General features: G+C 63.8%; 25 protein-coding genes. 9 read left to right on the top strand and 16 right to left on the bottom strand.

Annotated features, from left to right (window positions below; translation table 11 throughout):
• Nucleotides 1-45: 45 nt before the first annotated feature.
• The gene (gene gyrB / locus LUA85_RS00575; protein ID WP_231466376.1) at nucleotides 46-2562 is read left to right on the top strand and encodes a DNA topoisomerase (ATP-hydrolyzing) subunit B; all 2517 of its coding nucleotides are present in this window, start codon (nucleotides 46-48) and stop codon (nucleotides 2560-2562) included.
• 2 nt (nucleotides 2563-2564) lie between these two features.
• A complete protein-coding gene (locus tag LUA85_RS00570; RefSeq protein WP_231466375.1) occupies nucleotides 2565-2816 on the top strand; it encodes a hypothetical protein in 252 nt (83 codons plus the stop codon).
• Here the strand turns inward: LUA85_RS00570 and LUA85_RS00565 are convergent.
• Entirely contained in the window at nucleotides 2813-3163 is a 351-nt protein-coding gene (locus LUA85_RS00565; RefSeq protein ID WP_231466374.1) for an arsenate reductase, read from the bottom strand. The genes LUA85_RS00570 and LUA85_RS00565 overlap by 4 nt on opposite strands.
• Nucleotides 3160-3471 carry an antibiotic biosynthesis monooxygenase gene (locus tag LUA85_RS00560; RefSeq protein WP_231471723.1) on the bottom strand — a complete coding sequence of 104 codons (312 nt, stop codon included), beginning with the start codon at nucleotides 3469-3471 and terminating at the stop codon, nucleotides 3160-3162. Before LUA85_RS00560 ends, LUA85_RS00565 begins: the two co-directional genes overlap by 4 nt.
• A 153-nt stretch (nucleotides 3472-3624) precedes the next feature.
• Between LUA85_RS00560 and aroC the strand changes: the two genes are divergently transcribed.
• Both aroC and LUA85_RS00550 read left to right on the top strand, forming a co-directional pair.
• Entirely contained in the window at nucleotides 3625-4692 is a 1068-nt protein-coding gene (gene aroC, locus LUA85_RS00555; RefSeq protein WP_231466373.1) for a chorismate synthase, read from the top strand.
• Between the two features lie 74 nt (nucleotides 4693-4766).
• A complete protein-coding gene (locus LUA85_RS00550) occupies nucleotides 4767-6086 on the top strand; it encodes a dicarboxylate/amino acid:cation symporter (RefSeq protein WP_231466372.1) in 1320 nt (439 codons plus the stop codon).
• Nucleotides 6087-6131: 45 nt separating this feature from the next.
• On the opposite strand, the gene LUA85_RS00545 is transcribed toward LUA85_RS00550, so the two are convergent.
• Genes LUA85_RS00545 through dapB form a run of 3 tightly spaced genes read right to left on the bottom strand, consistent with a single transcriptional unit; the run spans nucleotide 6132 to nucleotide 7961 of the window.
• Nucleotides 6132-6536 (bottom strand): lipoprotein, encoded by a 405-nt coding sequence (locus LUA85_RS00545; protein ID WP_231466371.1) that lies wholly within the window; start codon nucleotides 6534-6536, stop codon nucleotides 6132-6134.
• Between the two features lie 14 nt (nucleotides 6537-6550).
• Nucleotides 6551-7231 carry an endonuclease III gene (gene nth, locus LUA85_RS00540; protein WP_231466370.1) on the bottom strand — a complete coding sequence of 227 codons (681 nt, stop codon included), beginning with the start codon at nucleotides 7229-7231 and terminating at the stop codon, nucleotides 6551-6553.
• 1 nt (nucleotide 7232) lies between these two features.
• The gene (gene dapB, locus LUA85_RS00535) at nucleotides 7233-7961 is read right to left on the bottom strand and encodes a 4-hydroxy-tetrahydrodipicolinate reductase (RefSeq protein WP_231466369.1); all 729 of its coding nucleotides are present in this window, start codon (nucleotides 7959-7961) and stop codon (nucleotides 7233-7235) included.
• Nucleotides 7962-7996: 35 nt separating this feature from the next.
• On the opposite strand from dapB, the gene LUA85_RS00530 reads away from it, so the two are divergent.
• Entirely contained in the window at nucleotides 7997-8707 is a 711-nt protein-coding gene (locus tag LUA85_RS00530) for an NAD-dependent deacylase (protein ID WP_231466368.1), read from the top strand.
• Here LUA85_RS00530 and LUA85_RS00525 read toward each other — a convergent pair.
• The 6 genes from LUA85_RS00525 to LUA85_RS00500 form a co-directional block, all read right to left on the bottom strand.
• The gene (locus LUA85_RS00525; RefSeq protein ID WP_231466367.1) at nucleotides 8696-9463 is read right to left on the bottom strand and encodes a HesA/MoeB/ThiF family protein; all 768 of its coding nucleotides are present in this window, start codon (nucleotides 9461-9463) and stop codon (nucleotides 8696-8698) included. The two genes, LUA85_RS00530 and LUA85_RS00525, sit on opposite strands and share 12 nt — an antisense overlap.
• A 226-nt stretch (nucleotides 9464-9689) precedes the next feature.
• Nucleotides 9690-11084: a chromosomal replication initiator protein DnaA gene (dnaA, locus tag LUA85_RS00520; protein WP_231471722.1), complete on the bottom strand. Its 1395-nt coding sequence runs from the start codon at nucleotides 11082-11084 to the stop codon at nucleotides 9690-9692.
• Between the two features lie 657 nt (nucleotides 11085-11741).
• Complete coding sequence (gene rpsT / locus LUA85_RS00515) at nucleotides 11742-12002, bottom strand: 30S ribosomal protein S20 (RefSeq protein ID WP_231466366.1); 261 nt, start codon at nucleotides 12000-12002, stop codon at nucleotides 11742-11744.
• A gap of 180 nt (nucleotides 12003-12182) precedes the next feature.
• Entirely contained in the window at nucleotides 12183-13211 is a 1029-nt protein-coding gene (gene hemH, locus LUA85_RS00510) for a ferrochelatase (RefSeq protein ID WP_371823630.1), read from the bottom strand.
• Nucleotides 13211-15520: a molybdopterin cofactor-binding domain-containing protein gene (locus LUA85_RS00505; protein WP_231466364.1), complete on the bottom strand. Its 2310-nt coding sequence runs from the start codon at nucleotides 15518-15520 to the stop codon at nucleotides 13211-13213. The genes hemH and LUA85_RS00505 overlap by 1 nt, the downstream gene beginning before the upstream one ends.
• Before the next feature lie 5 nt (nucleotides 15521-15525).
• Nucleotides 15526-16293: an Mrp/NBP35 family ATP-binding protein gene (locus LUA85_RS00500; protein ID WP_231471721.1), complete on the bottom strand. Its 768-nt coding sequence runs from the start codon at nucleotides 16291-16293 to the stop codon at nucleotides 15526-15528.
• 347 nt (nucleotides 16294-16640) lie between these two features.
• On the opposite strand from LUA85_RS00500, the gene hflK reads away from it, so the two are divergent.
• From hflK to LUA85_RS00485, 3 genes are all read left to right on the top strand, one after another.
• Nucleotides 16641-17741 carry an FtsH protease activity modulator HflK gene (gene hflK / locus LUA85_RS00495; RefSeq protein ID WP_231471720.1) on the top strand — a complete coding sequence of 367 codons (1101 nt, stop codon included), beginning with the start codon at nucleotides 16641-16643 and terminating at the stop codon, nucleotides 17739-17741.
• A gap of 1 nt (nucleotide 17742) precedes the next feature.
• Nucleotides 17743-18594 carry a protease modulator HflC gene (gene hflC, locus LUA85_RS00490; RefSeq protein ID WP_371823629.1) on the top strand — a complete coding sequence of 284 codons (852 nt, stop codon included), beginning with the start codon at nucleotides 17743-17745 and terminating at the stop codon, nucleotides 18592-18594.
• A 124-nt stretch (nucleotides 18595-18718) separates the two neighbouring features.
• Nucleotides 18719-20248: a Do family serine endopeptidase gene (locus LUA85_RS00485; RefSeq protein ID WP_231466363.1), complete on the top strand. Its 1530-nt coding sequence runs from the start codon at nucleotides 18719-18721 to the stop codon at nucleotides 20246-20248.
• A 75-nt stretch (nucleotides 20249-20323) separates the two neighbouring features.
• Here the strand turns inward: LUA85_RS00485 and LUA85_RS00480 are convergent, their stop codons facing one another.
• The 5 genes from LUA85_RS00480 to LUA85_RS00460 form a co-directional block, all read right to left on the bottom strand.
• The gene (locus LUA85_RS00480; RefSeq protein ID WP_231466362.1) at nucleotides 20324-20566 is read right to left on the bottom strand and encodes a hypothetical protein; all 243 of its coding nucleotides are present in this window, start codon (nucleotides 20564-20566) and stop codon (nucleotides 20324-20326) included.
• Between the two features lie 104 nt (nucleotides 20567-20670).
• The gene (locus LUA85_RS00475) at nucleotides 20671-22767 is read right to left on the bottom strand and encodes a transglycosylase domain-containing protein (RefSeq protein WP_231466361.1); all 2097 of its coding nucleotides are present in this window, start codon (nucleotides 22765-22767) and stop codon (nucleotides 20671-20673) included.
• Nucleotides 22768-22910: 143 nt separating this feature from the next.
• Complete coding sequence (gene msrB, locus LUA85_RS00470; protein WP_231466360.1) at nucleotides 22911-23309, bottom strand: peptide-methionine (R)-S-oxide reductase MsrB; 399 nt, start codon at nucleotides 23307-23309, stop codon at nucleotides 22911-22913.
• 48 nt (nucleotides 23310-23357) lie between these two features.
• Nucleotides 23358-24056, bottom strand: a complete 699-nt coding sequence (locus LUA85_RS00465; protein ID WP_231466359.1) for a hypothetical protein — start codon at nucleotides 24054-24056, stop codon at nucleotides 23358-23360.
• Between the two features lie 105 nt (nucleotides 24057-24161).
• The gene (locus tag LUA85_RS00460) at nucleotides 24162-24515 is read right to left on the bottom strand and encodes a hypothetical protein (protein ID WP_231466358.1); all 354 of its coding nucleotides are present in this window, start codon (nucleotides 24513-24515) and stop codon (nucleotides 24162-24164) included.
• Nucleotides 24516-24672: 157 nt separating this feature from the next.
• On the opposite strand from LUA85_RS00460, the gene LUA85_RS00455 reads away from it, so the two are divergent.
• Nucleotides 24673-25167 (top strand): helix-turn-helix domain-containing protein, encoded by a 495-nt coding sequence (locus LUA85_RS00455; RefSeq protein WP_231466357.1) that lies wholly within the window; start codon nucleotides 24673-24675, stop codon nucleotides 25165-25167.
• The last annotated feature ends 17 nt before the right edge of the window (nucleotides 25168-25184 follow it).

The raw sequence follows: 25184 nt of genomic DNA, 5'->3' as shown, positions 1-25184 counted from the left end.
GTGGATTCGCTTGGGTTTTTGCCTTCAAGTGCCTATGGGCAAAGGATGGCCAGCACTAACGAAAACATTCCCAACGCCAACGAATATGGCGCCGATTCGATCAAGGTCCTGAAGGGGCTGGATGCGGTGCGAAAGCGCCCCGGCATGTACATCGGCGATACCGACGATGGGTCGGGCCTGCACCACATGGTATTCGAGGTTTCGGACAACGCGATCGACGAAGCACTGGCAGGTCACTGCGATCTGGTGCTGATCGAACTGAACCCCGATGGATCGGTTTCGGTGGAAGATAACGGACGCGGCATTCCCACCGGCATCCATGCCGAGGAAGGTGTTTCGGCCGCCGAAGTGATCATGACTCAGCTTCATGCGGGCGGGAAGTTCGAGAACACGTCGGACGACAACGCCTACAAGGTTTCGGGCGGCCTTCACGGCGTCGGCGTCTCGGTGGTCAACGCGCTGTCCGAATGGCTGGAACTGACGATCTGGCGCGATGGCCAGGAACACTGGATGAAGTTCGCCCATGGCGATGCGGTATCGCCGCTGATCGTGCGCGGGCCTGCGCCAGAAGGCAAGAAGGGCACCCGCGTCACCTTCCAGGCCAGCCACGACACGTTCAAGAACGTGCTCGAATTCGATTTCGACAAGCTGGAGCACCGCTATCGCGAGCTCGCCTTCCTCAATTCGGGTGTGCGAATCCTGCTGCGCGACAAGCGCCACGAAGAGGTCAAGGAACACGATCTCTATTACGAAGGCGGGATAGGCGCGTTCGTGAAGTATCTTGACCGGAACAAGGCGGCGCTGATGCCCGATCCGGTGACGATCTCGGCCAACCGCGATGGCATCGGCATCGAAGTCGCGCTCGAATGGAACGACAGCTACTACGAAAACGTGCTGTGCTTTACCAACAATATCCCGCAGCGCGATGGCGGTACGCACCTTGCCGCCTTCCGCGCGGCACTGACCCGCACGCTGAACGGCTATGCCGAACGCACGGGTCTGCTGAAGAAGGAAAAGGTCAGCCTGACCGGCGACGACATGCGCGAGGGCCTGACCGCCATCGTCTCGGTCAAACTGCCCGATCCGAAGTTCTCATCACAGACCAAGGACAAACTGGTTTCTTCCGAAGTGCGCCAGCCGCTGGAAAGCCTGATGGCCGACAAGATGGTGGAATGGCTGGAGGAAAACCCCGGCCACGCCAAGTCGATCATCCAGAAAGTGATCGATGCCGCCGCCGCGCGCGAAGCGGCCAAGCGCGCCCGCGAACTGACCCGCCGCAAGGGCGCGATGGACATCGCCAGCCTGCCCGGCAAGCTGGCCGATTGCCAGGAACGCGACCCATCGAAGTGCGAACTGTTCCTGGTCGAGGGTGACTCCGCAGGCGGCAGCGCCAAGCAGGGGCGTGACCGCAAGACGCAGGCGATCCTCCCGCTCAAGGGCAAGATCCTCAATGTCGAGCGCGCCCGGTTCGACCGGATCATCGGATCGAAGGAAGTCGGCACGCTGATCCAGGCGATGGGCACCGGCATTCGTGACGAATTCAACCTTGAAAAGCTGCGCTACCACAAGATCGTGATCATGACCGACGCCGACGTTGACGGCGCGCATATCCGCACCCTGCTGCTCACCTTCTTCCATCGCCAGATGCCCGACATCATCCGTGGCGGCCATCTGTTCATCGCGCAGCCCCCGCTTTACAAGGTCGCCAAGGGCCGCAGCGAAGTCTATCTCAAGGACAACGCCGCGCTCGACCGCTATCTGGTCGAGGCCGGGCTTTCGGGCCGCGTTCTGGAAACCGCAGGCGGCGCGCGCAGCGGGCCGGACCTTGAAGACCTCGTCGAACACGCCCTGCGCATGCGCAACCTGATGGCCTTCGTGCCGCGTCGGTACAATCCCGCGATCATCGAGGCGCTGGCGCTGGCAGGCGCGCTTGAGCCGGACATGACCGCAGAGGTGCGCGCCGAAGCCTTGGCCCGTACCACGCGCTGGCTGGATCGTGGCGATACAGAAGCGCGCTGGCTGGTCGAAATGGCCGAAGAGGGCGGCTATCACATCAAGCGCGTGTGGCGCGGCGTGACCGATCATCACGTGATCGAGGCAGGCTTCCTCGTCAGCGCCGAAGCCCGCAAGCTGGCGCGGTTGGCGGCTGAAAATGCCGATGTCTATTCAGGCGTCGCCCGGCTGGTGCGGGCAAGCGCGGCAGTGGCAGAACCCGAACCCGAAGTGGTGGCAACCGCCGATGACGATGCTGACGTTCCGGCAGCAGTTCCGGTCGCGCAGGCCAAGGACGCGATCACGCGGCCTTCGGAACTGCTCGACACGGTGTTTGCAGGCGGCCGCAAGGGCCTTTCGATCCAGCGCTACAAGGGCCTTGGTGAAATGAACGCCGACCAGCTTTGGGAAACCACGCTGGACCCCAACGTGCGTACGCTGTTGCAGGTCAAGGTCGAGGACGCCGACGTGACCGACGAAATCTTCACCCGCCTGATGGGTGACGTGGTCGAACCGCGCCGCGAGTTCATTCAGGACAACGCGCTCAACGTGGCCAATCTGGACGTTTGACGATGGCCTACACGGACGCGATTCCCTGGGATCAGCCCGCCACGATGATCGACCTTGATGGCAAGGTGCCGATCATCGGCACGATCCGCGACTGCGCCCTGCATTTCCCGCTGTACAAGCCCGAAGCACAAGCCAAGGCGCGTGTGCTGCTGACCCAGCCGATCCACCGCGAAGGCCGGGCCACCCGCACCTGGCTGCTGGAACCATCGGAAATTGCGGAACTTACCGAACGGCTCGTGCGCGAGACGAACTAGCCCTTGAGCGCCGCCGCCCACTCGGCTTCCTTGAACCCCACAAGCAAGCCGCCGGGATACTCGACGATCGGACGCTTGATCACCGAGGCGTTCTCCGCCAGCACCGCAGGCGCGCCGTTGCCCGCCAACGCTTCTTTCTGTGAATCGTCGAGCTTGCGGTAGGTCGTGCCCGCGCGGTTCACCACCTTGTCCAACCCTGCTTGCGCGATCCATCCCGCAATCCTCGCCGGATCAGCGCCCTGTTTCTTATAGTCGTGGAACGTATAGGCAAAACCCTGCGCATCGAGCCACGTGCGAGCCTTCTTGACCGTGTCGCAATTGGGAATGCCGTAAAGAGTGATGCTCATAAGTCCTGCCGATTGAAGTGATGGATGCGCGAAGGCGTACCTGCGAGCAGGGTGTAGCTTTCGTAGTATTGGCTGCGGCCCCTGCCCTGCACTTCGGCGTGTTCGGCCACGCGCCGCCAGCCAAGCGCTGCGGCTTCGTCGGCCCATTCGGACAGGGCGATGACTTCGCCATCATCGGCGGTGTAGCTTTTGAAGCTGAGGAAGCCGGGTTGCTGGCGCGCCAAAGTGTCCATCGCTTGCGCATCGGCACCATAGGCGGCGGCATCGATGTCGGCACGTTTGCGGTTGCGGAAGACGACGAGGTACATTTGCATGGCTTAGCGCGGGACGCCACCACCCCCAACCCCCTCCTCTGAAGAGGATGGGGCTTTTTCTGCTCCTCCTCCTCTTCAGAGGAGGGGGCCGGGGGGTGGTGCTGCGACAGTGGACTTTTCCGCCGCTTTGCGACATTGCGCTGGCCCATGAGCCTGAACAGTTTTGGTCACATGTTCCGTTTCACCACCTGGGGCGAAAGCCACGGGTCGGCGCTGGGCGCCGTGGTTGACGGTTGCCCTCCGGGCCTCGCCATTTCCGAAGCGGATATCCAGCCGTTTCTCGACGCGCGCCGCCCCGGCCAATCGCGCTTTACCACGCAGCGGCAGGAACCCGATCTGGTCAAGATCCTGTCGGGCGTGTTCGAAGGCCGCTCCACCGGCACCCCGATCAGCCTGATGATCGAGAACGTGGACCAGCGCTCAAAGGACTATGGCGATGTCGCCAAGGCCTATCGCCCCGGCCATGCCGACTATGCCTATGATGCCAAGTACGGCTTCCGCGACTATCGCGGCGGCGGACGCTCATCCGCGCGCGAGACGGCGGCGCGCGTGGCCGCAGGCGGCGTGGCGCGGCTGGTGATCCCGGAGGTCACGATCCTCGGATTCGTTAGCGCGATTGGCGGCGATGCCATCGATTTGGCGAACTTCGACCCCGCCGAAATCGGCAAGAACCCGTTCTTTTCTCCCGACGCCCAGGCCACTGCCCGCTGGGAAGTGCTGATGGACAATGCCCGCAAATCCGGCTCGTCACTGGGCGCGGTGGTCGAATGCGTAGCCATGGGCGTTCCCGCAGGCTGGGGCGCGCCGCTCTATGCCAAGCTGGATGCCGAACTGGCCCATGCGATGATGGGGATCAACGCGGTAAAAGGCGTTGAAATTGGCGATGGCTTCGCCGCTGCGGCCAATACCGGCGAGGGCAATGCCGATCCGATGCGGCCCGGCGCGGACGGTCCGCAGTTCACCGCCAATCACGCGGGTGGGATCGCGGGCGGCATTTCCACCGGACAGCCGGTGACGGTGCGCGTGGCGTTCAAGCCGACCTCTTCGATCCTCACGCCGATGCCCACGATCACGCGGGACGGCGAAGCGACCGACCTGTTCACCAAGGGCCGCCACGATCCTTGTGTCGGCATTCGCGGGGTGCCGGTGGTCGAGGCGATGATGGCGCTGGTGCTGGCCGACCAGAAGCTGCTGCATCGCGGGCAATGTGGTTAAGGCGCTTTGAAGCCCTTGGGTTTCGCGTGAAAGGTCGTTAGTCTCGCCCGTAACAATATTGCGGGAGCATTCCTTTGGCCAGGCGCCTGACCTTATATATCCTGATCGGCATGGTGCTCGGCATCGTCGTCGGCTACGCGCTCAACGTCACTTATCCGAAGGGCGATGAAACGCTGGCGTTCACCGCCGACACGCTCAAGCTGCTGCCCGATGTGTTCCTGCGCCTGATCAAGATGATCGTTGCGCCACTGGTGCTGGCCACCATCGTCACCGGCATCGCCAGCATGGGCGATAGCGCGGCGCTGGGCCGCATCGGCGGGCGTTCGCTCGCGTGGTTCGTGACGTTCAGTTTCGTGTCGATCACGCTCGGCCTGATCATGGTCAATCTGCTCAAGCCGGGCGTCGGCCTTGAACTGGTGCCGACCGGCGATCTGGGAGAACTGGCCACGGGCGATTTCACCTTCCGCCACTTCGTGCTTTCGGTCTTCCCCGCCAGCCCGATCGAGGCGATGGCCAAGAACGACATCCTGCAAGTACTGGTGTTCTCGCTGTTTGTCGGCATTGCGCTGTCCGCCATCGGCGCAAAGGGGGCGCCGCTGGTGCGCGGGGCAGAGGCGCTGGCGCAAGTCATGCTGACGATCACCGGCTATGTCATGCGTTTTGCCCCGTTCGCGGTGTTCGGCGCGATCTCTTCGGTCATCGCGCTGCGGGGCCTTGGCATCATCGTGACGTATGGCAAGCTGGTCGGGTCGTTCTACCTTGCCATGCTGATCCTGTGGGTGATCCTGCTGAGCGCGGGCGCGCTGTTCCTGCACGGGCGCATCTTCACGCTGATCCGCTATATCCGCGAACCGCTGCTGCTGGCCTATTCCACCGCCAGTTCCGAAGCCGCATTGCCCAAGCTGTTCGAGCAGCTTGACCGCTTCGGCGTCCCGCGGCGTATCTCAGGCTTCGTGCTGCCGCTCGGCTACAGCTTCAACCTTGATGGGTCGATGATCTACACCAGCTTTGCCGCGATCTTCATCGCGCAGGCCTATGGCATCGACCTGCCGATTTCCAGCCAGATCGTGATGCTGCTGACGCTGATGGTCACGTCAAAGGGCATTGCCGGGGTGCCGCGCGCCAGCCTGGTGGTGATCGCAGCCACGCTCAACCAGTTCGGCCTGCCGGTGGAAGGCATCGCGCTGGTGCTGGGCGTCGATCACTTCCTCGATATGGGCCGCAGCGCCACCAATGTGGTGGGCAATGCCGTGGCCACATCGGTCATCACCAAGTGGGAAGGCATGTTGCAACCCACGATGGACCCCGATGCCGAACCGCCCCACGCCCCGTCACACACTGCGGCGGACGGCCGCGCGGGACTGAATCTCGATCCGGCAAACTTCGAAGACTGAGCCGCCGAGCACCCAGCATGATCAAACGCCCGAACCTTGGTAAGCCTACTTGACCAGCTCCACCGGCGTAAATTCACCCAGCCCGCACGATCCGCGATTGATCGGGCCGGGGCCGCCGCTGCTGGAAATCACCGTGATGATATCAACATTGCACAACTGGCTGAGCGACGTGGAATAGGAGAACGCCCGCTCCAGCCCCAGGCTGCTGCAACGATTTGGCAGGCTGTTGCGATACCAGCGGTTGCCGCCGACCCGGAAATCGATGGTCCAGTCATCGCGAACGCGGCTTTCCTGGATCGTGCGGATCGGTATGCAATCGACCGGTTCACCCACGATCCTTGCGGCAGGAACATCCTTGCCGCGTCCGTCGCGCGCGGACGGATTGCTGCCTTGCGCAGCGCAACCGCTCAACACGGCGGCGGCCAGCAAAATCGAAGTCATGCGCTTCATGTCATGCTCTCCTTTTATCGTGCTGCGGAAGGCTTCTTCGGCGCAGCCGGTTTGGCCCCCTTCTCCAGCACCTTGGCCTTGTACCCGCAAAGGTCAACCACACCACAATGCCAGCATTCGGGCGTCCGCGCCTTGCACACATAGCGTCCGTGCAGGATCAGCCAGTGATGTGCGCCCACGCGGAACGGCTGGGGGACTTTCTTCTCCAGCTCCTTCTCAACGGCCAGCGGCGTCTTTCCCTTCGCCATGCCGGTACGATTGCCGACACGGAAGATATGCGTATCCACGGCAAAGGTTTCCGCCCCGAACGCGCAGTTCATCACGACATTGGCGGTCTTGCGGCCAACCCCCGGCAATTGCGTCAGCAAATCGCGGTCCGCCGGAACCTCGCCGCCATGCACACGCACGAGTATTTCGGCCATGGCCATCACGTTCTTCGCCTTGGCATTGAACAGGCCGATGGTCTTGATGTGCGCTTTCAGGCCCTCTTCGCCCAGATCGAGCATGTCCTGCGGGGTCTTGACGATCGCGAAGAGCTTCCGCGTCGCCTTGTTCACGCCCACGTCGGTCGCCTGCGCCGAAAGCGTCACCGCCACCAGCAACTGGTAGACATTGCCGTATTCGAGCTCCGTTTCGGGTGCGGGATTGGCCTCGGCCAGCCGGCGGAAGAATTCGAAGACATCCGCCCGCTTCACGTCAAAGCCCCAATACTTCCGGCATCGTATAGCGCCCCGGTTTCCTGCCCAGCAGCCATTCGGCCGCCCGGATCGCGCCTTTGGCAAAGATCCCACGATTTTCAGCAAGGTGCGAGAAAGTCAGGCGTTCATTATCGGCAAGGAAATGCACCGAATGGTCGCCCGCCACGCTGCCGCCACGCAACGATGCGAAACCGATGGTCCCGGCTTTTCGCGCGCCGGTGATACCATCGCGCCCGCGCACGGCTTCATCCGCCAGAACCACGCCGCGCCCCTTGGCTGCGGCCTCACCCAGCAGCAGCGCCGTGCCCGACGGCGCGTCCACCTTCATGCGATGATGCGTCTCGACGATCTCGATGTCCCAGTCCTCGCCCAGCCGCTGCGCCGCTTCCTGCACCAGATGCGAAAGCAGGGTAACGCCCAGCGAGGTATTGCCGGTCTGCAGCACCGGAATGCTGACCGCTGCGGAATCGACCAGCCAGTGGTGCCGCTCCTCCAGGCCGGTGGTGCCGACCACGATCGGGACCCTTGCATGGATCGCAGCATCAAGGTTGAATTCGAGCGCGCCGGGAGCGGAGAAATCGACCAGCACATCGCAAGCCTTGGCCAGCGCCAGCGGATCGCCGTCCTTGTCGATCCCACCCGCATAGTCATGCCCTGCCGCCGCGATAGCCGCCTGCAGCGCATTGCCCATTCGTCCAGCGCTGCCGATAATTCCGATTCTGGTCATTGCCTGTCCCTTTGCAGGCGTGCTTCATGGTCGCGATGAAACGTCCACGCAATATCGTCATTCTCACTGGCGCAGGAATATCCGCCGAATCGGGCATCGATACGTTTCGCGGCGGCGGAGGCCTGTGGGAGCAGCACCGGGTCGAAGACGTGGCAACGCCCGAAGCCTTCGCCAGCGATCCAGACCTTGTCCTGCGCTTCTACGACATGCGGCGCGAGGCGATCCAGACCAGACAGCCCAATCCGGCCCATCTCGCGCTGGCCCGGCTCGACCGCGAGTGGCCGAAACAGGCAGGCGGCGAGGTGCTGATCGTGACACAGAATGTCGATGACCTGCACGAGAGAGGCGGCGCGCTGAACGTGCTGCACATGCATGGCGAACATCTGACCGCGTGGTGCACCGCATGCGACAGGCGCCACCGCTGGACCGGCCCGCTGATCCACCGCCCGCCATGCCCTTCGTGCAGCGAACCCGCGTTGCGCCCGGACATCGTGTGGTTCGGTGAAATCCCCTACCGCATGGACGAGATTTACGAGGCCTTGTCCGCCGCCGACCTGTTCGTATCGATCGGAACATCAGGCGCGGTCTATCCGGCGGCGGGCCTTGTGCGGACAGCGCGGGATCTTGGGCTACGGACGCTGGAGCTGAATCTCGAACGTAGCCAGGGATCGGCATGGTTCCACGAAACGCGGCTGGGACCTGCCAGCGAAGTGGTGCCTGCGTGGGTGGATGACTTACTCGATTGAGTTGCACCCTCCACATTCCGGGTCTTTCGCGATCCGCATGGTACGCAGCGATGGCTTCAGACCGTCGAGCACGTGCAACTGGCCCCATTGCGGGTCGCCCAGTGTGCTGACGCCTTCCAGCAGCACACGCATCGCTGCCATCGCGCCGAACGCGCCGACCATGCCGACCATTGCACCCAGCACACCAAGATCGGCGCAGGAATCGCAGTCCTCGGCATCGAAGGCATCGCCCACGAAGCAGCGGTAGCAGGCGTGATCGGTGCGGTGCCCGGCGAAGTTGGCGATCTGGCCCTGAAAACGGCCCAGCGCGGCAGACGTCAGCGGAATGCCCGCCGCCACGCAGGCGTCGGAAACGGCAAGCCGCGTGGCGAAGTTGTCGCAGCCATCCAGCACGACGTCGGCCCCTGCTATCAGGCGGGCAGCATTGTCGCAGGTGATGCGGGTGACATGGCTGACCACCACCAGCGCAGGGTCGAACGCAGCGACCCATGCCGCCGCCGCCGCCGCTTTGGGCTGGCCGATGTCAGGCTCGGCGTAGATCGTCTGGCGCTGAAGGTTCGAAGCCTCGACCAGGTCATCGTCGATCAGCGTCAGCTTGCCGATCCCCGCACCTGCCAGATATTGCAACGCGGGCGATCCGATGCCGCCCATGCCGACCAGCACGACATGGCTCGACGCCAATCGCGCCTGCCCGACCGCGCCGACTTCTGGCAGGACGATGTGGCGGGCGAAGCGGTCCAGGCGGTCGGGTGTCATGTCTTGCAGGTAGGGGCTGCGGCGCAAAACCGAAAGGGTTCTCGCAGAGGCGCAGAGAAGAAGCGAGACACGAAGAGATGTTGCGCTTGCGGCAAAGCCGCGAAGAAATCATTCCCCCGGCCCCGGACGTGAGCCTTGATGGACAAAGCGACCTGTCGGCCCGACGCAACTCCTCTGCGCCTCCACGTCATTCTCCGCGTCTCTGCGCGAAACCCCTTCTTCCGGCTCAGTCTTCCAGCTGGCGCAGCAGCGTTCGCACATCGCCGTCCATGTCGGCATCGCGGGTGCGCAGTTCCTCGATCAGGCGCACCGCGTGGATCACGGTCGAGTGATCGCGCCCGCCGAACTTGCGCCCGATTTCCGGGTACGAACGCGGGGTCAGCACCTTGGCGAGGTACATCGCCACCTGACGCGGACGCACCACCGCGCGGGCGCGGCGCTTCGATGCCATTTCAGTGCGGTCAACGCGGTAGAACTGGCAGACCGTGCGCTGGATCTCATCGATGGTGATGCGGCGGCGATTGGCCGAAAGAATGTCGGTCAACTGTTCTTCGGCCAGCTGCAACGATACCGGCTGGCCGGTAAGCTGGGCATAGGCGATCAGCTTGTTCAGGCCGCCGACCAGTTCGCGCACGTTGCGGTTGATCGTGCGGGCCAGAAATTCGATCACGTCGGATGGCACTTGTGTGCTGCCGAAGCGGACGAGCCGGTGTTCGAGAATCTTGCGGCGCAGTTCGATGTCGGCAGGCTGGATATCGGCGACAAGGCCCATCGACAGGCGCGAGAGCAGGCGCTGTTCCACCCCGTCGAGCGCTTGTGGCGCGCGGTCGGCGGCGACGACGAGACGCTTGCCCGCGCTCATCAATGCATCGATCGTGTGGAGGAATTCCTCCTGTGTGCTGGCCTTGCCGATGATGAACTGGATGTCATCGACCAGCAGCATGTCAAACCCGCGCAACCGCGATTTGAACTCGATCATCTCGTTCGAGCGCATGGCCTGAACGAATTCGATCATGAATCGTTCAGCCGAACAGTAGAATATCCGCGCGCCCGGCTTGTTGGCGGCAAAAGTGTGGCCGATGGCATGCAACAGGTGCGTCTTGCCCTGCCCGGTCGACCCTTTGAGGTAGAGCGGCGAGAACTGCGGGGTTTCGATGGCCGCCATGCGTTGCGCCGCGTTGACCGCCAGCACATTGGCCGAGCCTGAGACGAATTCCGCAAAGGTCAGCGACGGATCAAGACCCGACAGCGCGGTGTCGGACATGACTGGCGAGGCCGCCATGTGCGACGTGGCGCGCGGCTGAACGGATGTTTCACCACCGATACGCAGTTCAGGCAGCGACCGGCGGCGCGGATGCACCGTGATCCGCACCTGGCGCACTTCGGAGCGGGCAATCTTCCACGCCAGACTCAAGCGGTCGGCGAAACGATCGGCAACCCAGTTGGCGGAGAATTCTGTCGGCAGGAACAGATCGAGTGTGCCGGTCTCCTTGCAGAAAGCGCCAAGCTGGATCGGCTTGATCCACTGGGCGTGAAGCTGCGATCCGAGATCCTTCTTGAGGCCCTGGCTGATGTCGGCCCAGTCTGCTGCCAGATCCAGCGCTTCCTGGTCTTCGATCATCGTGCTGTCCCGGCCTTTCCTGTTTATCGTGTTACGCTCGGCTGCCATATGGCCCGCGATGGTCGCCCGTCCGTTATGTGTTGCGCCGGTATTCGTTGATCCGGTGCTTGTTGGCCCGGAGATCGCCACGCCAGCCCCAAGGCCGGCGGACCCTCCCGCAAATTCGTCCATCTTCACGCGTCGCGCCCCGACTGCCAAAGCTTGCGCTGACCAGTCGGTCACGCAGGCACAAATTACCCTTGCCCAACCACGCAGTTGCGCAGCAGGCCCCGATCAATGCAATTTCCGTGACACCGGATGACAGTGATTCCCGTCTTCGGTGAAGCCCTGTCTATTGGCGCATGGGGCCGTAACGCAAGCGGGGTGCCCGCAAAAAAACTGAAATAAATGCCCTTGACTCGCTGTGGCCCGCAGACTTGCATCAAGTATTTGAAAATAAACAGCTTTCAGTATTTCAGCAAGCGAATCGCGTAGTTTCCGCGACTTGCTGCGTCTGCACACTGTCACATTGAAACAATCGTGCGCGTAGGCTGCATGCAATATGCGTCACAAACAAAAATGGCCGACGCTAAACGCCGGCCATTTTTCAAATCTGGGACAGATCACCGTCTGCCTATCGCCTGATGCGACAGCAGACGCGAATCACGCCACGGCGAATCAGAGTGCCGCTACACGCTTGGTCAGGCGCGACAGCTTGCGGGCAACCGTGTTCTTGTGCATCACGCCACGCGCAACGCCACGCGCCAGTTCGGGCTGGGCCGCCATGAGAGCTTCCGCTGCGGCAGTCTTATCACCACCTTCAAGCGCGGATTCGACCTTCTTGACGAAAGTACGGATGCGCGAGAGACGGTTGCCGTTGATTTCGGCGCGACGGTCATTGCGGCGGATGCGCTTGCGGGCTTGCGGCGTGTTGGCCATGTGTTCCTGTTTCTCGTCCTCTGGCGGGCCGCTTGAAACGGGCCGCGAAAATCTCATGGTTTGGTGGCGATACACCACCGGAAAGCGGCGCCCTTAACGGTAGTGGTCCGAATCGTCAACAGATTCGGCGTCGATCGTTGCGAAGCCGATCATGCATCGGCAAGAACAGCACAGGCGCAATCAGAGCCATCCCGCCAATTCGCGCCGGACCAGCGCTTCGATCATGGCCATGCCTTCGTTACCGGCGTTGAGGCAGGCCAGCGCGGCAAAATGCGTGCCGCCCGCCGCGATGAAATCGTCGCGACCGCGAATGGCCAGTTCTTCCAGCGTTTCGAGGCAATCGGCGGAAAAACCCGGCGCGGCAATCGCGATGGCCCTGGTGCCCTTCTGCCCCTCGGCAATCAGGACGGCATCGGTCGCCGGCTCCAGCCATTTGGCCCTGCCGAAGCGCGACTGGAACGTGGTCTCGATGCGCAGCGATGGATGACTGGCCGCAAACCGCTCCGCCACCAGACGCGAGGTCTTGCGGCAATGGCAGTGATAGGGATCGCCCAGATGCAAGGTGCGTTCGGGCATGCCGTGATAGCTCAACAGAAGCAGTTCGGGCACGAAATCGAGCGTATCGATCTGCCGGGAAAGGTCTGCGTGAAGCGCGCCGATATAGGCCGGATCGTCATGATAGGGCGGCAATGTACGGAGCGCGGGCAAGCGGCGACGCGCCTTGATCCAGTCGGCCACGGCATCAAGCGCCGAAGCGGTGGTAGCCCCCGAATAGTGCGGATAAAGCGGGGCGACGAGTATGCGTTCGCACCCTGCGGCCAGCAACGCGTCGAGTTCGTCCGCCATGGCTGGCGACTGATAGCGCATGGCGTGGCGCACGATCGCCGCATCGCCCAGCCGCGCCTGCAGCGCGCGGGCCTGGGCCTTGGTGATCGCAGCCAGGGGCGATCCATCCTCGCTCCAGACTTGCGCATAGGCGTGGGCGGACTTCTTCGGCCGGGTGTTCAGGATGATCCCGCGCAGGATCGGCTGCCACAGCAGCGCCGGAATCTCGACCACGCGCCTGTCGGAAAGGAACTGCTTGAGATAGCGCTTCACCGAACGCGCATCGGGCGCATCGGGTGTGCCAAGGTTGACGACGAGAACGCCAACCTTGCCGGTCAGAATGGTCGGGTGATCGCCCGGCATCTTGCTTTGCATGCGTTCCATCAAAGGCCTTCGGAAATCAGGGGCAGGCGGCGGAAGCGCGCGCCTGTGGCAGAGAACAGGGCATTGGCGACGGCGGGTGCCACCGCGACCATGCCCAGTTCGCCGGGATCGAACGGCTCTGCCTTGCTGTCAGCAAAGGCAATATCGACCTTGGGGCAATCGGCCAGCAAGGGCAGCCCCAGTTGGGAGAGATGGCCCGCCAGTGGGCGTCCCCTGGCATAGCCGCTCGCCCCGCCGACGGCATGGGCAAGGCCGAACATAAGCCCCCCTTCGATCTGCTGGCGGGCAATGTCCATATTGATGATCCGGCCAATGTCGGCATAGGCACTGAGCCGTTCAACCCGCACCACGCCCGCTTCCGCCCTTGCCGTGGCGACGACCGCGATGAAGCCCGAACGCTGGCTGTCGGTGCCCGTGGTCATATCCATGCGGTGGCAGGCAATCCCTTGCCCCGATGCCTCGATTCCCCCGCCCCATTGCGCCAGCCGGGCAACGCCCGACAGGCAATCGACGAGCCGCTGTTCGCCTTCCAGCATGCCGATGCGGAATGACAGCGGCTCCTTGCCCGCCAGATGTGCCAGTTCGTCGATGAAGCTTTCGGTGAAGAACGCGGTATAGCCGTGCGCCTGCCCGCGAAACCGGGCGGTGGGCAGGCCGAGGGCCACCGGCACCTGATCCACCGCCTTCTCCGGGATACGATAGAGCGGCATGGCCCCTGCGCAAGCCATCGGATCGGTGCTGTCCTGCAGTTCCATCGCATCGCGAATGCCCCGGCCGTCGAGCAATCGCGCGCCGGATTCGCGCGCTGTGGCAGGCACTGCCAGCCGCGCCCGCCAGCCCAGCACGCGCGCCTTGTCGGGGCTGAGCGCGCCATCGAGTTGTGCAGACAACGGGGTGCGCGGTACGCCTGCCAGCGATTCCTGCCAGCGCGAATAGGTCAGTTGTACCGGCTTGTTCAGAGTGACTGCAATCGCGGTCACTTCGGCGGCGATGCGAACGTCAAGCCGCGCATCGAAACTGCCGCCGGCATGCATGGGGTAGACGATCACATCGTGGCGCGAGAGGCCCGCCATCCTTGCCGCAGCGCGCCGCGCGCGTTCGGGTGCTTGCGTGGCAATCCACAATTCCAGCTTGCCCTGCCGCATGCGCGCGGTGGCGCTGGCGGTTTCGAGCGGGGCATGGAATGCGGGTTCGACATCATAGCGGGCTGACAAGGTGGGCTTTGCCAGTAGCGGGTCGGGATCGCCCTCGGCCATCAGGCGCGCTGGCTCCCCCCTGGTCAGCGCCTTGTCGAGCGCGACCAGCATCCTTTCGCTATCGGCAACAGGTCCATCGGCCCGGAAGCGCGGCTCCATCGCGCGCACGGCCTTGTCGGCGGCATGCCAGGTGGTGGCAGCAGCAGCGAGCCAGCGCCGGGCATGGACGACACCGACAAGGCCCCGCACTCTGGCAGCGGCCTGCTTGTCATAGGTCGAGAGCACGCTCGCGCCCTGCGGCCCGTGCGCAATGGCGGCAAAGACCATGCCCGGCAGGCGCACATCGCCCGCGAACGTAAAGCTGCCATCGACCTTGGCCGGAAGATCAAGCCGCGGGTGGCGCGCGGGGGCGCCTTCGGGAAACTGGCCGGGGCGTTCGTGCGGGGGTTCGGCGCGCAGCACCGGAACCGAAGGCGGATCGTAGTCCACCGCGCTGTCGAGCAGGTCGGCAAAGGACAGGCGCTTGTTCTGGTGCAGGACGAAGTTGTCCCTGGTGTCGCACTCCTCCCAGCCGACGCCCCATCTGTCTGCCGCAGCCTGCGCCATCATCGCGCGCAGGGCCGCGCCCGCCTCACGCAAGGGCGCTTCGAACGCCGCCAGGGCGGTGCCGTCTGCCGTCATCATAAGCGGCTCACGCTCGGCATGAAGGCGCGGCAGAATGCCGGTGGGATCATCGCCAAGCGCGGCAAAGGCGGGCATCCACAGCGGTGCCCAACGCGCCGACAGCACCGGATCGGCATAAGCCGGGCTGATCGGTGCAGCTTCCACCGCAACCTTGCGCCAGTCCGCCCCTGCTTCATCCGCAACCACCTGCGCGACCAGCGTGGTGATCCCCTGCCCCATCTCGCAAAACGGCACCGCGACGGTCAGTACGCAATCCGTCCTGCCACGGCCCGTGCGGACCTTGCCCACCTTGAGGAAGGCATCGACGACGTGTTCGTCCTTGCCCGCAACCAGCGGCACGGCGTGGCGGCGCGGGATCAGCGGGAAGGCGATCAGCAGCGCCCCGCCCACGCCCGCCCCCACCAGCAGCCCTCGCCGGGTAAGACGCATCGGCGTCAGCGCTTCGCGTCAAGCCAGGCCAGAACACCGCTGGCGATGGACAGGAACGCTTCTGCCTGCGGGCTGTCTCCGGCGGCGGGCGGATTGCCCGCGTCGCTCTCGCGCCGGATCGCAAGGTCGAGCGGTACGCGCCCAAGGAACGGCAGGCCCATGGTCCTGGCCGCTGCTTCCGCGCCGCCATGGCCGAACGGATCGCTTTCCTCTCCGCAGTGCGGACAGATATAGCCCGCCATGTTCTCGACCATGCCGATGAGGGGCACCTGCCCCTGCTCGAACAGGCCGATGGCGCGTGTCGCATCCATCAGCGCCAGATCCTGCGGGGTCGAGACGATCACCGCACCCGCGGGCTTGTGCTTGGCAAGCATGGTCAATTGCACATCGCCGGTGCCCGGCGGCAGATCGACCACGATGATCTCGACATCGCCCCAGTGCGCGTCGATCAACTGGCCCAGAGCATTGCCCGCCATCGGCCCGCGCCAGGCAATGGCCTGCCCCGGCTGAACCAGATGACCCATCGACAGCATCGGGACGCCATAAGGGCTGGGAATCGGGATCATCTTGTTGCCCTCAGCCTCAGGGCGGCGGCCTTCCGTGGACAGGAGGCGCGGTTGCGAGGGGCCGTAGATATCGGCATCGACAAGGCCCACCTTGCGCCCAAGCCGCGCCATGGCGACGGCGAGGTTGGCCGAAAGCGTCGACTTGCCCACGCCGCCCTTGCCCGATCCCACGGCGATGATCACCCGCGCCTTGCGTTCGGCGGTCATCCCCAGCCGTACTTCGCCAACGCCTGCCTGCCGCACCGCATCGCGCACCGCCATTTCCAGCTTGTCACGATCGAGCCGCTCCAGCCCGCCCACTTCCAGCATGATCGTCGCCACGCCATCGGCCAGCTTGCACGTCTGCAGCCTGTCACCCGCCACACCCTGCACCGCTTCGCGCAGCGCATCTTCGCTAATGCTCACACCAATTCCCTGCTCATTTGCAGCCAGCCTCCTAGCAGATGAATTTTGGGGAATGGACACTGTTTTTCGCGCGAACCGTTCCTATAACAGTCTGCATGACTGAACAGGCTGGATGGATCGCGCGATTGGGCCGGGAACGGGGATTTTTCATGGCTGGCAAGAAAAGCCCCTGGGGATCGGGAGGCGGATCTGAAGGCAGCGAACCGGCTGCGCCCGGCGATGCAGGCTCTGCACCGCAAGGCGATGCGCCGCCGACTGAAGGCCCGCGCAACCCATGGCTGCCGCCACAGTCCGGTGAGCCGCAAAAGCGTGGCCCCAATATCGAAGACATCTTCCGCGCCCGCAAGGGCGGCGGCGGCAATGGCGGGGGCGGTCGCGGTCCGACCATGCCGCGCCTGCCGCAGCGCCCCGATGGCAAATCCTGGGCGCCCTATGGCATCGCGGTGATCCTGGCCCTGTGGCTTGGCGCATCGATGGTCCACCGCATTGCACCGCAGGAAAAGGGCGTGGTCACCACCTTCGGCTCCTACAGCCGCACACTTGATTCCGGCATGGCGCTGACCATGCCCTGGCCGATCCAGTCGGTGAGCGTGACCGACGTGACCTCGATCCGTCGCGCCTCCATTCCCGAAGGCGATGGCGAGAAGCTGATGCTGACCGGGGACCAGAACCTCGTCGATCTGACCTATCTGGTGCGCTGGAACATCAAGGACCTGAAGCAGTATTCCTTCCAGCTGGCCGATCCCGACCAGACCGTGCGCGAAGTGGCCGAAGCCGCGATGCGCCAGTCGATCGCCGAAGTGACGCTGAACGACGCGATGGGTTCGGGCCGCCAGCAGATCGAACAGAACGTGCGCGACCGCATGCAGCGCGTGCTGGATGCCTATCGTTCCGGCGTGATGATTCAGGGCGTGGACATCAAGAAGACCGATCCGCCGGCCAAGGTCGTCGATGCGTTCAAGGAAGTGCTGGCCGCCCAGCAGGACGCGCAGAGCGAGATCAACCGCGCGCAGGCGTGGGCGCAACAGCTCACTGCCCGCGCAGGGGGTGAGGCGACCGCATTCGACAAGGTCTATGAACAGTACAAGCTGGCACCGGAAGTGACCCGCCGCCGCATGTATTACGAAACGATGGAGCGCGTGTTGAGCCAGACCGACAAGGTCATCCTCGAATCTAACAATGTGCAGTCCTACCTGCCCCTGCCCGAAATGAAGCGTACGCAGCCCAAACCAGCGGAAGGGGGCAACTGACATGACCTTCCTGCAAACGCTGTGGAATGACCACAAGCTGCCGATCATCGCCGCCGCCGTCGCGCTCGTCGCGGCGGGAAGCTGCCTCAAGATCGTGGACGAAAAGACGCAGGCCGTGGTCGTGCGGCTGGGTCAGCCCGACCGTGTGATCAACCGCTTCCGTCCCGATGTGGAATTCGGCCAGACCGGCGCGGGCGTGATCTGGCGCATCCCGTTCATGGAACAGGTGGTCGAGATCGACCGCCGCATCCTCGATCTGGATATGGAGCGCCAGCAGGTGCTATCGGCTGACCAGCGCCGCCTTGAAGTGGACGCCTTTGCGCGCTTCCGCATCATCGACCCGGTGCGGATGGTGCAGACGGCGGGAACAACCGAGCGGGTGACCGAACAGCTCCAGCCCATCCTCAATTCGGCACTGCGGCAGGAACTGGGCAAGCGCAGCTTCGGATCGCTGCTGACGGCCGACCGTGGCAGGGCGATGGAGCAGATCCGCGCCGGGCTTGACCGTGAGGCGCGCGAATATGGCGCGCAGATCATCGATGTGCGGATCAAGCGTGCCGACTTGCCCGAAGGCAGCCCGCTCGAATCGGCATTCACCCGCATGGCCACCGCGCGCCAGCAGGAAGCCGCAACCCTTCGCGCGCAAGGTCAGAAGACCGCACAGATCATCCGCGCCACGGCCGAGGCAACCGCTGCCAAGACGTATGCGGATGCTTTCAACAAGGACCCGGCTTTCTATGATTTCTATCGCGCGATGCAGAGCTATGATGCCACGTTCTCGCAGAAGGGATCGAGCACCTCGGTCGTGCTTTCACCCGATAACGAATACCTGAAGCAGTTCCGGGGCAAGTGACGGGCGGCAGATGAACGTCAACGAATCGGCCCATTCAAAATCCGTTCAGGCAGAACGGCGTGAATCGGCAAAGTGATTTGGCGCCCCATCGGGTGGGCCATGTAGATAAAGAGGACCAGACCACGTGCGATATGCTTACGGTGTGACTTCGGCGCTGCTTCTGGCTGGCAGTGCACTGACCCTGGCCACCGGCTTTCCGGCGGGCGCGCAGGTTGCCCAGAACGACCAGTCCGAGATGCGGACAGTGGTTCCACGCGCCGGCGCTCCATCGAGCTTTGCCGACCTGACACAGCAGTTGCAACCGGCAGTGGTCAACATCTCCACCCGTCAACGGGTGAAAGTGCAGAACAGCAACCCGTTCGCGGGCACGCCGTTCGGCGATCTGTTCGGAGGTGGACAAGGCAACGGTCCGCAGACGCGTGAGGCGCAGTCGCTGGGTTCGGGCTTCATCATCTCGGCCGATGGCTATGTTGTCACCAACAACCACGTGATCACCGCGGACGGGCAGGGCGAGGTCGAATCGATCACCGTGACCACGCCCGACGGCACCGAATATCCGGCGAAGCTGGTCGGGAAGGATGCCGCATCGGACCTGGCCGTGCTGAAGATCAGCGCGCCCAAGCCGTTTCCATTCGTGAAGTTCGGCGATTCGCGCAAGGCGCGCGTGGGTGACTGGGTGATCGCCATCGGCAACCCGTTCGGCCTTGGCGGCACGGTGACGCAGGGGATCGTCTCGGCGGTCTATCGCAACACCGGCTCCGGCTCGGCCTATGATCGCTACCTTCAGACCGACGCTTCGATCAACCGGGGCAATTCGGGTGGTCCGATGTTCGACATGCAGGGCAACGTGATCGGCATCAACAACGCCATCTTCTCGCCCACCGGCGGGTCGGTCGGCATCGGCTTTGCCATCCCGGCAGAAGTTGCCGCGCCCATCGTGGACAAGCTCCGCGCGGGGCAGGCGATCGAACGCGGCTATCTTGGCGTACGGATTCAGCCCCTTTCCGAAGACCTTGCCGCTTCACTTGGCCTGCCCAAGAATCGCGGCGAGTTCATTCAGGCGGTGGAACCTGCGCAGGCCGCAGCCAAGGCCGGAATCCAGGCGGGCGACGTTGTGGTCAAGGTCGATGGCAAGGAGGTTTCGCCCGACCAGACGCTGTCGTTCATCGTTGCCAACACCACGCCGGGCAAGCGCATTCCGATCGAACTGATCCGCAATGGCCAGCGCCTGACCGTACAGACCGTGGTCGGCAAGCGTCCCACCGAAGAGGAGCTGGCGCAGCAGAGCTTCGATCCCGATGCGCAGCAGGATGACGACAGCTTTGCCGGCAAGCCTCAGCAAGGCCCCAGTGTGCTGCAATCATCACTCGGTGTCGTGGCCATTCCGCTGACGCCGCAGATCGCCCGACAGCTTGGTGCGGGCGAAGATGCCAAGGGCGTGGTCATCACTGCGGTCGATGCATCGTCGGATGCGGCAGCCAAGGGCCTGCAACGGGGCGATATCGTGCTGTCCGCCAATTATGTGAACGTGGCCAACCTCGCCGATCTGGAACGGATCGTGCGGACGGCAAAGACCGAAGGCCGCGAGGCTGTGCTGCTGCGCATTCAGCGTCGTGGTGGTCCCGCCCAATACCTGCCGGTCCGCCTGCGATGATGTGAATTTGCTGCCGACAAACAGAAAGGGCCGCTCCTTATCGGGGCGGCCCTTTCGCTATGCGGTGATCCCAAATCAATAGGTTGCGGGGGGATCGCTCGCCGGGAAGCTTTCGTCCGACGCCTGATCGGTCTTGTCCCACTGCTTGGGATCGGAGCGCATACCCTCGACCCCGGCAGAACGGACTTGCGCGAAGTTCTTGTCAGCAGGTTCGCCATCGGCAAATGCGACGTGGCTGGTTTCTGCCTTCTTGCCCTGAACGGCACGATAGATGGCGTATCCGGCCGCGCCAACGGCGGCCCATTGCAACAGGCTCATGTGCGTGTCTCCTCAGCAGGAGGCAAAAGCCTCCTATCGGATAAGCAAACGAACAACTGCGCAAAAGGTTCAGGCGCCCGATAATTCCGCGCCATGCCGTGCTGTCACGGCGACGGAAGAGGTGGTGGCGGACGCTGCCGTCCGGTCGCCCGGTTCAGGAAATCGTCGTTCGCCGCTTGCGGCACGTCGGGCGGCATGCCCTCGACCGACGCATCGGGATCTTCGATGATCTGCGGATCGGGTACACGCTCCCGCCGCGAAGGATCGACCAGATTGCCCTGCTCGTCGACATAGAAGTATTCGTCCGGGCTGCCCAGCATCGCCTCGTCATCAGGCTCAAGCTGCCATTGCGGCAGTTTCAGTTCGGTATCGAACTTTTCGACCGGGCGCTTGGCCGTGGCAACCTTCATATAGGCGGCAAAGGCGCGCGCGGGCGCGGCACCGCCCTGCAGGCCGGGCACAGCCTTGGCATCGTCGCGGCCCATCCACACCCCTGTGGTGATCCCGCTGGAAAAGCCAAGAAACCAGCCGTCCTTGTTGGACGTTGTCGTGCCGGTCTTGCCCGCCACCGGTCGGCCGATCTGCGCGGCGCGGCCCGTGCCGATGTTGACGGCGGTCTGCATCAGGTCGGTCATTCCCGCCGCGACATAGTTGGGGATCAGTTGCTGCGAGGATTCCGGCCGGTGGCTGTAAAGCAGTTCGCCGTCAGTCGTCGTCACCTTGCGGATACCATAGGGCACCACTGACATGCCCTTGGCCTGCACCGCCGCAAACGCCCTGACCATGTCGATCACGCGCACGTCGGACGATCCGAGGACCATCGATGGCAGGGTGTTGATCGGCGTGGTGATGCCCAGCCGCCGCGCCATGTTGGCCACGCTGCCAAAGCCCACCTCGTTGCCAAGCTGCGCCGCCACGGTGTTCTTCGAATAGGCGAAAGCGGTGCGCAGATCGATTTCCCCGGCGTAGCGCGCACCATCGTTGCGTGGAGTCCAGCCATCGATCGTCACCGGCTCGTCCACTACCCGATCATCGGGCGTGTACCCGGCTTCCAGCGCCGAGAGATAGACGAACAGCTTCCACGCCGAACCCGGCTGGCGCACGGCATTGACCGCGCGGTTGTAATTCGATGTCACGTAATCAGTGCCGCCGACCATCGCCAGCACTGCGCCGTCGCGGTCGAGCGAGACCAGCGCACCTTGTGCACCCTTGGGTGCGAACCCCGCGATGGCATTGGTCGCGGCGCGCTGCATTACCGGATCGAGCGTGGTCCACACCTCGATCGGCTGGTCATTTTCGGGCAGGAACAGATCAAGCTGGGGCAAGGCCCAGTCGGTGAAATACCGCGCCGAATTCTGGCTCGCGCGGTCCTCGACCATCTTGACCTTCTTGAGGTCAACCGCTGCCGCTTCGCTGGCGGTCACCACGCCATTGCTGACCATGGTCTGCAACACCACGCCGCCGCGCCCCACGGCGGCATCGGCATCGGCGGTGGGCGAATAGCGCGAAGGCGCCTTGACCAGCCCGGCAATGATCGCCGCTTCGGGCAGGGTGATCTCCTCGCCCGCATGGCCGAAGAACTTGCGCGCGGCGGAATCGATGCCATAGGCGCCGCCGCCGAAGTAGACCTTGTTCAGGTACAGTTCGAGGACCTGATCCTTGGAAAATTTCTGTTCCAGCGCCAGCGCCAGCACCCATTCGCGCGCCTTGCGCCCGAATGTCTTGGTGTTGTTGAGGAAGATGTTGCGCGCCAGCTGCTGGGTGATCGTGGACCCGCCCTGCTTCCACGTGCCGCTTTCCACGCGCACCATCAAGGAGCGCACGATGCCGATGGGATCGACGCCCCAATGGCTGCGATAGCGCCGGTCCTCGACCGAGATCATCGCATCCTTCATCACCTGAGGGATGCGTTCGTACGGAACCCACTTGCCATAACTTGGCCCCAGCGTGACGATTTCCGAACCGTCCGCTGCGCGCACCACGATCATCTGGCCGGTTTGGCTGGACTTGAGTTCCTGATAGCCGGGCAGCGAACGGGCCGTGACGGCAACCGCCACAACCAGTGCAACCACACCCAGCAGGGTGAATCCTGCACCCCATACCAGCAGACGCCCGAACCAGCGGCGCAGTGCCGATGGGCGGGGTGCAGGCGGAGAAGACCGGCCACCATCGGGGCGGCGGGGATTGTCCCGTCTGGCCATCAGTCTTGTACCGCTTCCCTCATAATGGCGCCGACGGGGTCAGGCGCGACACCCTGCGCATTGCGGCCCCATGCATAGGGCAATCGTAACGCAGGGTTAACCGCTAAATCGTCGGGCCATGCCTGACGCCCGACGAACGCCATTCAGTCCTTCGGGACAAAGTCCAGCGATGCGCTGTTCATGCAATAGCGCAGGCCCGTGGGATTGGGTCCATCGGGAAAGACATGGCCAAGGTGCCCGTCGCAACGCGCGCACCGCACTTCGGTACGGACCATGCCATGCGCAGTATCGCGATGTTCGTCCACCACATCGGCATCGACCGGGGCGTAGAAACTGGGCCAGCCCGATCCGCTGTCGTACTTGGTTTCAGACGTGAACAGCGGCGCGCCGCATCCGGCGCAAGTGTAATCGCCAGCCGCCTTGTTCTTTTCGTACGCGCCGGTAAACGCGCGCTCGGTGCCGCCCTGGCGCAGCACGTGGTATTGTTCCGGCGAAAGACGTTCACGCCATTCGGCATCGGTCAGGTTGAGCTTGTCGGACATTGCGGGGATCTCCTTCGGGCGCAGATATGGTGATGTCCCGCCCCATCCTCAATAGTGCGTCTTCTCGGTCGGCTTCGCCAGTTCGTAACAGTGGGCGATGTCGTACTTGTCGATGCCGCCCTTGCCGTCTTCGGCTTCCGCCACCATCGCCGCGCGCGCTTGCGCCAGAGTCCGGTCGGCCTCGTCACCGGTGCGGCCAAGGGCAATCAACGCCTCGCGCTCGCGCGATGCCAGCACCGATGCCAGTGTCTTGATATCCCGCGCCGCAGGCGACAGGCCTTCGCGGGCGTACAGATCCTCGTAGGCCAGCGCCATGATTGCAGCGCATTGCTTGAGATCGGGCGAGGCAAGTGGCGGAACGGTCGCGTCCAGCCGCGCGCTGCAGGGCTTTGCCAGCGCAGCCAGCGCCGCGTCAGGATCGGCCGCGACCTGCAAGGCGCGCACATCGTCAGCGATCAGATCGCGCACCGCTTCACGGCCCAGGCCGGCGTCTTTCATTACTGCCAGCCCGGTATCTGCAAAGTAACGCTTCCCCCGCACGGTCAGCGGCGGCCATCCGGGCAGTGCTTCGCCACTGGATTGGGCGGTGGCGACAATCGCGAAAGCGGCGGCGCAACGCAATGCGGCGCGATGATCGTCGGTCAGCATGGAGGCCGCGGGAACAGATTGATCGGCCGTCTGGGCAAGACCGGCGACGGGCTGGGCGAACAGGAGCAAGGCGGGAGCAAGGAAGCGCATGGCGGCCATGCTTAGGCGCAAAATAGGGCCGCGAACAGACATGCCGTTCGCGCCCCCTCACGGTTGGCCTGCCGGGTCAGGTATGGGAAACCCGGCGAGCGCTGGAAAAGCGGATCAGTTGGCCGCGACCGCGTTGCAACGGGCCAGATCTTCGGCGGCAAGATCACCCTGCGGCGTAGCGAAACGCGCGACCGGACCAACCTTCTGGGCCAGGCGGGCGCAAACGATAACCGGGCGCGAAGCATCGCGCGGAGCACTGCATTCGGCGCCCACGCATTTCCACAGCACGCCCTTCTGAATCACCTTCTGCTGGCCATCCATCGGGCGTGTCAGCCTGGCCGAATAGAACGGGCCATTGGCCGCCCGCGTGGGGACGGCTGTCAGCGCGAAACTGGCCGTGGTTCCGATCAGTGCGAGAATCGCGGGGAGAAGCTGGCGCACTGCGCCATTTCCGTTTGACACGATCATGGTGATTTCCCTGAACACAGTGATTTTGGGCGACGGAACAGGTGTGGTTCATCCGGTGGATGCTATTTCCGTTGCGAATCACTACTTACCTATATAGGTTGCAGGTTGCAACTAGAAACTTAACCGGACGCCGCAGATGGGCTATGGCGGGGATGACATGGACAAACTTCGCGAACCTCTGAACGAAATTGCCCTCTGCGGCCTGCCCCTCGCGCTCGAAGCGATGGGCGAACGCTGGTCGTTCATGATCCTGCGCGCCGCCTTCAACGGCGTGCGCCATTTCGAGGATTTCCTCGAATCGCTTGGGATCGCGCGAAACATCCTGTCCAACCGGCTGTCACGGCTCGTCGAAGTGGGCATCCTGAAGCGCGAACATTGCGCAGACGATCGCCGCCGGATCGAATACCGCCTGACGCCAAAGGGCCTCGACCTGCTCCCCGCCATGCTGGCGCTGCGCCAATGGGGGGAGAAGTGGCAGCTTGGTGTCCCGGCCAATCCGGTGCTTTGCGATGCGCGCGATGGCCTGCCCATCGCCACCATCGGCATTCGTGCGCAGGACGGCCGCATGCTTCAGCCCGATGGCCTGATGTGGCGCGACCGTGCGGAACTGGAAGCCGAACAACGCCCCGCCAAGCTGCACGAAGCAGGCTGATGTCCTGACAAAAGAAG

This window comes from Novosphingobium sp. CECT 9465 (genome assembly GCF_920987055.1).
In the GTDB taxonomy this organism is placed as follows: Bacteria; Pseudomonadota; Alphaproteobacteria; order Sphingomonadales; family Sphingomonadaceae; genus Novosphingobium.
This window is presented reverse-complemented; position numbering and strand designations above follow the sequence as displayed.

Coding starts and splice junctions, on each gene's coding strand:
- gyrB (WP_231466376.1), top strand. CDS start 46: ATGGCCAGCACTAACGAAAACATTCCCAACGCCAACGAATATGGCGCC.
- LUA85_RS00570 (WP_231466375.1), top strand. CDS start 2,565: ATGGCCTACACGGACGCGATTCCCTGGGATCAGCCCGCCACGATGATC.
- LUA85_RS00565 (WP_231466374.1), bottom strand. CDS start 3,163: ATGAGCATCACTCTTTACGGCATTCCCAATTGCGACACGGTCAAGAAG.
- LUA85_RS00560 (WP_231471723.1), bottom strand. CDS start 3,471: ATGTACCTCGTCGTCTTCCGCAACCGCAAACGTGCCGACATCGATGCC.
- aroC (WP_231466373.1), top strand. CDS start 3,625: ATGAGCCTGAACAGTTTTGGTCACATGTTCCGTTTCACCACCTGGGGC.
- LUA85_RS00545 (WP_231466371.1), bottom strand. CDS start 6,536: ATGAAGCGCATGACTTCGATTTTGCTGGCCGCCGCCGTGTTGAGCGGT.
- dapB (WP_231466369.1), bottom strand. CDS start 7,961: ATGACCAGAATCGGAATTATCGGCAGCGCTGGACGAATGGGCAATGCG.
- LUA85_RS00530 (WP_231466368.1), top strand. CDS start 7,997: ATGAAACGTCCACGCAATATCGTCATTCTCACTGGCGCAGGAATATCC.
- LUA85_RS00525 (WP_231466367.1), bottom strand. CDS start 9,463: ATGACACCCGACCGCCTGGACCGCTTCGCCCGCCACATCGTCCTGCCA.
- dnaA (WP_231471722.1), bottom strand. CDS start 11,084: ATGATCGAAGACCAGGAAGCGCTGGATCTGGCAGCAGACTGGGCCGAC.
- rpsT (WP_231466366.1), bottom strand. CDS start 12,002: ATGGCCAACACGCCGCAAGCCCGCAAGCGCATCCGCCGCAATGACCGT.
- hemH (WP_371823630.1), bottom strand. CDS start 13,211: ATGGAACGCATGCAAAGCAAGATGCCGGGCGATCACCCGACCATTCTG.
- LUA85_RS00505 (WP_231466364.1), bottom strand. CDS start 15,520: ATGCGTCTTACCCGGCGAGGGCTGCTGGTGGGGGCGGGCGTGGGCGGG.
- LUA85_RS00500 (WP_231471721.1), bottom strand. CDS start 16,293: ATGACCGCCGAACGCAAGGCGCGGGTGATCATCGCCGTGGGATCGGGC.
- hflK (WP_231471720.1), top strand. CDS start 16,641: ATGGCTGGCAAGAAAAGCCCCTGGGGATCGGGAGGCGGATCTGAAGGC.
- hflC (WP_371823629.1), top strand. CDS start 17,743: ATGACCTTCCTGCAAACGCTGTGGAATGACCACAAGCTGCCGATCATC.
- LUA85_RS00480 (WP_231466362.1), bottom strand. CDS start 20,566: ATGAGCCTGTTGCAATGGGCCGCCGTTGGCGCGGCCGGATACGCCATC.
- LUA85_RS00475 (WP_231466361.1), bottom strand. CDS start 22,767: ATGGCCAGACGGGACAATCCCCGCCGCCCCGATGGTGGCCGGTCTTCT.
- msrB (WP_231466360.1), bottom strand. CDS start 23,309: ATGTCCGACAAGCTCAACCTGACCGATGCCGAATGGCGTGAACGTCTT.
- LUA85_RS00465 (WP_231466359.1), bottom strand. CDS start 24,056: ATGGCCGCCATGCGCTTCCTTGCTCCCGCCTTGCTCCTGTTCGCCCAG.
- LUA85_RS00460 (WP_231466358.1), bottom strand. CDS start 24,515: ATGATCGTGTCAAACGGAAATGGCGCAGTGCGCCAGCTTCTCCCCGCG.
- LUA85_RS00455 (WP_231466357.1), top strand. CDS start 24,673: ATGGACAAACTTCGCGAACCTCTGAACGAAATTGCCCTCTGCGGCCTG.